Source organism: Kineococcus glutinatus (assembly GCF_039542765.1).
Lineage (GTDB): Bacteria > Actinomycetota > Actinomycetes > Actinomycetales > Kineococcaceae > Kineococcus_A > Kineococcus_A glutinatus.
This window is the reverse complement of the sequence record NZ_BAABIL010000067.1, coordinates 1-5,418: the sequence shown is the minus strand read 5'-3', so window position 1 is coordinate 5,418 and position 5,418 is coordinate 1. Positions and strand designations below refer to the sequence as shown.

At 76.2% G+C, this 5,418-nt stretch carries 5 protein-coding genes; 2 read left to right on the top strand and 3 right to left on the bottom strand.

Annotated features, from left to right (window positions below):
- Together ABEB16_RS03510 and ABEB16_RS03505 are read left to right on the top strand one after the other, a co-directional pair.
- On the top strand, window positions 1-881 hold an 881-nt coding region (locus ABEB16_RS03510), incomplete at its 5' end, for a glycosyltransferase (RefSeq protein WP_345710886.1).
- Window positions 878-2,371, top strand: coding sequence for a lipopolysaccharide biosynthesis protein (locus ABEB16_RS03505; protein WP_345710885.1), 1,494 nt, complete (start codon window positions 878-880; stop codon window positions 2,369-2,371). The genes ABEB16_RS03510 and ABEB16_RS03505, both read left to right, overlap by 4 nt.
- On the opposite strand, the gene ABEB16_RS03500 is transcribed toward ABEB16_RS03505, so the two are convergent.
- From ABEB16_RS03500 to ABEB16_RS03490, 3 genes are all read right to left on the bottom strand, one after another.
- Window positions 2,368-3,231, bottom strand: a complete 864-nt coding sequence (locus tag ABEB16_RS03500) for a glycosyltransferase family A protein (protein ID WP_345710884.1) — start codon at window positions 3,229-3,231, stop codon at window positions 2,368-2,370. The two genes, ABEB16_RS03505 and ABEB16_RS03500, sit on opposite strands and share 4 nt — an antisense overlap.
- A gap of 15 nt (window positions 3,232-3,246) precedes the next feature.
- The gene (locus tag ABEB16_RS03495; protein ID WP_345710883.1) at window positions 3,247-4,419 is read right to left on the bottom strand and encodes a polysaccharide pyruvyl transferase family protein; all 1,173 of its coding nucleotides are present in this window, start codon (window positions 4,417-4,419) and stop codon (window positions 3,247-3,249) included.
- Window positions 4,406-5,418 (bottom strand): glycosyltransferase (locus ABEB16_RS03490; RefSeq protein WP_345710882.1); only part of this gene is annotated, 1,013 nt, incomplete at its 5' end. The genes ABEB16_RS03490 and ABEB16_RS03495, both read right to left, overlap by 14 nt.

Sequence of the window (5,418 nt, the reverse complement as noted above, 5' to 3'; positions counted from 1 at the left end):
GGGTCAACCTCCAGTGGCCGGAGTGGGCGCTGGCGGGCGAGCGCGCCGCGGCCCGGCGGGGCCTGCGCCGGCTGCTGGCGCGCTGCCGGCTGGCCCGCGCGCTGGGGCACCGCATCCTGCTGACGGTCCACAACACCCGCGGACACGACGTGCCCCACCCCGCGCTGGAGCGGGTGATGTGGCGCTCGCTGGCGCTGCTGGCCACCCACCTGCACACGTTCACGGCGGCCGGGGCCGCCGAGTTCGTGCGGGAGGTGCCGGCCGCCCGGCGGCTGGTGCGCGTCGTCATCCCGCACGGGGACTACCGCCCCGTCGTCGGCCCGGTGCCCGACCGCAGCGCCGCGCGCCGCCGGTTCGGGCTGGAGCCGCGGGAGAGGGTGCTGCTGACGTTCGGCCGGCTGCGCCCCTACAAGGGCCTGGACGCCGTCCTGGACGCCTTCACCGCGGGCACCGACCCGCACGAGCGGCTGCTGCTCTGCGGTGCCCCCGAGGACGAGGACACCGCGGAGCACCTGCGGGCGGCCGCGCGGCGCGACCCGCGGATCGTCCTGGTGCCGCGGTTCCTGGCGCAGGAGGAGCTGACGGCCGCCGTCACGGCCGCCGACGCCGTCGTGCTGCCCTACCGGCGGGTGACGAACTCCGGCAGCGCGCTGATGGCGCTGACGCTGGGGCGGCCGGTCCTGCTGCCGGCCACCCCCGTGTTCGAGGAGCTGCGGCAGCGGGTCGGGGCGGACTGGGTGCACCTGGTGCCGGGGCGGCTGGAGCCGCAGCACCTGCGGGCGGCGACGGCGGTGGGGGCGCAGCGGGAGGCGGGGGCGGGGCCCGACCTGTCGTGGTGCTCGTGGGACGCGGTCTCGGTGCGGTTGGCGGCGCTGCTGTGAGCGGTGGGGCACCGGCCGACCCGGCGGCGGGCCTGGGTGGCCGGATGGTGCGCGGCGTGGGGTGGTCCGCGGCGCAGGCCTGGCTGCTGCGCTTGACGACGATGGGGGCCTTCGTCCTGCTGGGGCGTCTCCTCGAACCCGCCGACTTCGGCCTGGTGGCCCTGGCGTCGGCGTTCGTCAGCGTTCTGCAGGCCGTCACCGAGGGAGGTTTCTCCTCCTTCCTGGTGCAGCGCGCCACGCTGGACAGGCGGGTCACGAGCACCGCCTTCTGGACGGCCCTGGGCGTGAGCGCGGTCTGCGCGGGTGCCCTGGTCCTCGCCGCCACCCCCCTGGCCGCCGTGTTCGGCGAGCCGCAGCTCGCGCCGGTCCTCGTGGTGCTGGCCGCGGGGCTGCCGCTGGTGGGGTTCGGCAGCGTGCAGTGGGCCCTGCTGCAGCGGGAGATGCGCTTCCGGAGCCTGGCCGTCTGCCAGACGGTCGCGGCCCTGTGCGGCACGGCCGTGGTGCTCGTGCTGGCGCTGGGCGGCGCCGGGGTCTGGGCGCTGGTGGCGCAGAACGTGGTCACCGCGCTCGTGACCAGCGCCTTGCTGTGGCGCTGCTCGTCGTGGCGCCCCGCCCTGCTGTGGGACCGCGCCGAGGCGGGGGACATGCTCTCGTTCAGCTGGAAGGTGCTCGCGGGGAACCTGCTCGTCCAGTTCCGCGACCGGGCCGAGCAGTTCATCATCGCCGCGGTGGGCGGTGCGGTGCTGCTGGGGTACTGGACGATCGCCACCCGCATCGTGCAGATCCTCATGGAGCTGTCGGTGAGCGTCATCCAGAAGGTGATGCTCCCCGCCTTCTCGGTGCTGAGGGCCGACCCCGAGCGGTTGCACCGCCTCTACCGCAGGTCGCTGACGTACACGGCCCTGCTCGTGGTCCCCGTCATGCTGCTCGCCGGCACGACCAGCTACGCGGTGGTCCCCCTCGTCTTCGGGGAGCACTGGCGGCCCAGCGCCGACGTCGCGGCGGTCATGGCGCTGTCCGGGATCGCGGCGTCGATGAACTACTACGACCGGGCGATGTACCTGGCGCACGGGCGGCCGGGGACCGACCTGCTGGTGACCTCGCTCATCGTCCCGCTGCACGTGCTGGTCGTGCTCCTCACCGCGCCCCACGGCCTGGTGTGGGTGGCGATCGGCACGGTCCTGCGCACGTTCGCGGTCTGGCCGCTGCGCCTGGCGGTGCTCAAGCGGGTGTGCGGGCTGCCGTGGTCGTGCTACGGGGGCATCGTGCCGCTGTTCCTCGCGGCGCTGCCCACCGCGGGCGTCGTGGAACTGCTCAAGCACCTGCGGCCGGCGGTGTTCGACGGCTGGGGCTTCGTGCTCCTCGCCGCGGTCGGCGGCACCGTGTACGCCGCCGTGGTGCTGCTGGCCTCCCGCGACGTCCGCCACCTGGTGGCCGCCGCGCGGGACCGCCTCCGGGCGCGGCGCAGGACGGTGGCCGCTGCCCCCTAGCCCGTCGCCCCGGGCCCCGGGTGGCCCGTGCGCGGGCGCAGCCGGGATCCGGCGCGGGCGGCCTCCTGCCGGGCCAGCGCCACCCACGCGCGGGGGTGGCGCAGGTGGGCGATGCCGAACTCCTCCGCCTGCGCGCGGGTGACCGGGCGGCCCCGGTCCATCCACGTGCGTCCGGAGTGGTTCTCGCCGGTGGCGATCGCGTACACCGCCGCGGGGAACGGCACGGGCTGCAGCGGGCTGCCCGCGGCGGCGAAGTGGCTCACGGTGGAGCGGTGCGAGCCCAGCAGGTCGCGCACGAGCCGCGTGCCGAGCCGGGCGCTCAGCTCGTCCTGCCCGGCGTCGAGCGGTGGCAGGTCGGTGGGGAGGTCGTACATCCGGTTGGCGACGATCTCGGACGTGCCGCAGCGGGAGTTGAAGTCGGCGCAACCGGTGATGAGGAGGGTGTCCGCCGACACGACGAAACCCTCGTCGACGTACCAGCCCGGCCCGCTCCCACCGGAGGTGAACTCCGCCAGCCGGCGGCTGACGAAGTCGTCCGCGTCGAACTTCATGACGTAGTCCGGCCGGTGGCGCTGTGCTGCGAGCAGGGCGACGGCCATCTTGGTGCCCTTGTCCCGCAGCACCGCCTCGCGGCCGGTGCGGGGGCCGGCGGTGGTCACCGGCGGCGGGAAATCGACCACCACGAACTCGACGCGCGGGTCGAACGTCCCCGCCGGGACGCGGTTGCACGCCACGACCACCGTGAAGTCGTCGCAGGTCTGCCGGCAGACGGACGCCAGGGTGTGCCGCAGGAGCTCCTCCACGCGGCCGTAGTCGCTGGAGTTGCGGGGGTGGCGCACGGACGTGATGAAGGCGAGCACGGCACTCCTCCCGGGTCAGGCGCCGGGTGCGGCGGTCGCGGGTGCGAACTCGGCCAGCCCCAGCTGGGTGCGCACCCCCGGTGCGGCGCACCGCAGCTCGCGCAGCAGCGGCTCGACACCCGCCCACACGGCCGCGCTGTGCGCGTCGCGGTGCTCGAGCAGGTCCTCGGTGCGCTCCACGACGTCGCCGGCGGCGAGACCGGCGCTGCTCACCGCGTGCGCGCCGCGGCCGATGGAGCGCTGGAAGTCCAGGCACTTGGGCCGGTACTCCACCGCCAGGGCCGGCACGCGCACGGCGGCGGCCAGCACCACGGAGTGCAGGCGCTGCCCGATGACGGCGGCACAGGGCCGCAGCTGCTCGAGCAGCTGCGCGGTGGTGGCGGGGGCCAGCACCTCCACGGCGTCCGCGACCCCCGCCGCCCGGGCGACCGCGCGGGAGGGGGCGAGGTCCTGGGCGGCGAGCGCGATGACGCGCAGGCGCCTGCCGCCCCGCACCAGCTGCCGCGCCGCCTCGCCGAGGGCCTCGACGACCGGGGCCGGGTCGCCGCCCCACAGGTCCTCCGGTGTCGCGACGCTCATGCCCACGAGATCTTCCCGCACGTGCGGGAAGGGCTCGGCGTCGGCGAACAGCAGCGCCGGGTCGCCGACCACGCGGCTGCGGACGCCGACGTCCGAGAGCAGCGCCTGCGACATCGGCCCGCGGACGGTGACGTCGCCGAACAGGGGCAGGACGTCCGCCCACCGCCGCAGGTCGTCCCAGGAGGCGTGGGTGGACCGGCCCGCGAACCCGGGGTCCTCCACGCCCGCGCCCAGCATCGCCCAGGCGGAGGCCCACCCCCGGTCGCGGTACAGCGCGACGCGCTCGAGCCAGTCGGCCCGCCCGACGAGCGTGCCGCCGCCGAGCAGGACGGGCCGGGGTCGCGGCGGTGCACCGGCCCGGCGCAGCACCTCGCGCGTGTGGTGCACCGGCAGCTGCTGCACGTCCCGCCCCAGGGTCCAGCGCACGTGGGCGTCCCGGATGGCGTCGTCACCGAGGTTGTGCTGGCCGGCGAAACCGAGGTAGGCGACGGCACCGGGTGCTGCGCCGGCGCGCAACGCGGCCGCGTCGCGCAGCACCTGCGGTTGCCGGGACGCCCACGCCTGCGCCCGCCGGCCCCTGCCGCCCAGCAGGCCCCTACCCGTGAGCACGGTCCGCCCCGTCCTGCAGGGCCGCCACGAGGCGGTCCGCGTTGAGCGCCGGGTCGAACTCGCCGACCACCCGTCCCCGTCCCGCCGCACCCAGGCGGTGCCGCGTCCGCGGGTCGTCCGCCAGGGCGAGGAGCGCGTCGACGAGTGCGTCGACGCGCCCCGGCGGCACGAGGAGGCCGTTCTCCCCGTCGCGCACGAGTTCCGGGACACCCGCGATGGCGGTCGTCACCACCGGCAGCCCCGTGGCCATGGCCTCCATCAGCACGACGGGAACCCCTTCGGCGAAGCTCGGCAGGCAGAAGACGTCGGCCCAGCGGTACTGCGGGGGGAGTTCCTCGTTGGCCAGCGGCCCGAGCAGCGACACCGCGTTCCCGAGGCCGCCGGCGCGCACCTGCCGGCGCAGCCCGTCCTCCAGCGGGCCCCCGCCCACCACCCGCAGCTCGACCGCCGCCGCGCCGCGGCGCCGGCGCAGCTCCGCGACGGCGTCGAGCAGCAGCGCCGGCCCCTTCTCGGGGACGAGCCTGCCCACGAACAGCACCCGCAGCGGGCCGGTGGGGCGCTGTGCGCGCTCGGCGGACGCGTCGGTGAAGCGCGCTGCGTCGACCCCCATGCGCACCAGGTGCAGCTTGGGCCACGAGGACGGCTCGGAGTGCCGCATCAGCTGCGCGCGGCAGAAGTCGCTGATGCACGCCACCGCTGCGGCCGAGCGCACCTTGGCGGGCAGGTCGTGGGCGGTGACGGCCTCGAACTCGGTGGGGCCGTGCATGGACAGCGTCCAGCGCCACCCCGCCTGCGGGCCGTCGAGCGCGCGGCCCATCGCCACGACGAGCCGCGCGACGTCGGCGGAGCCGTTGGCGAAGTGGACGTGGAGGTGCCGGATGCCGCGTCGGCGCAGTTCCTCCAGCAGCACGAGCGCCTCGGCCAGGTAGAACGACTGCCAGGTGCGCGAGCGCGCCGTGCGGCCCGAGCGGGCGGCCAGGCCGAGGCCGGCGAGCGCCG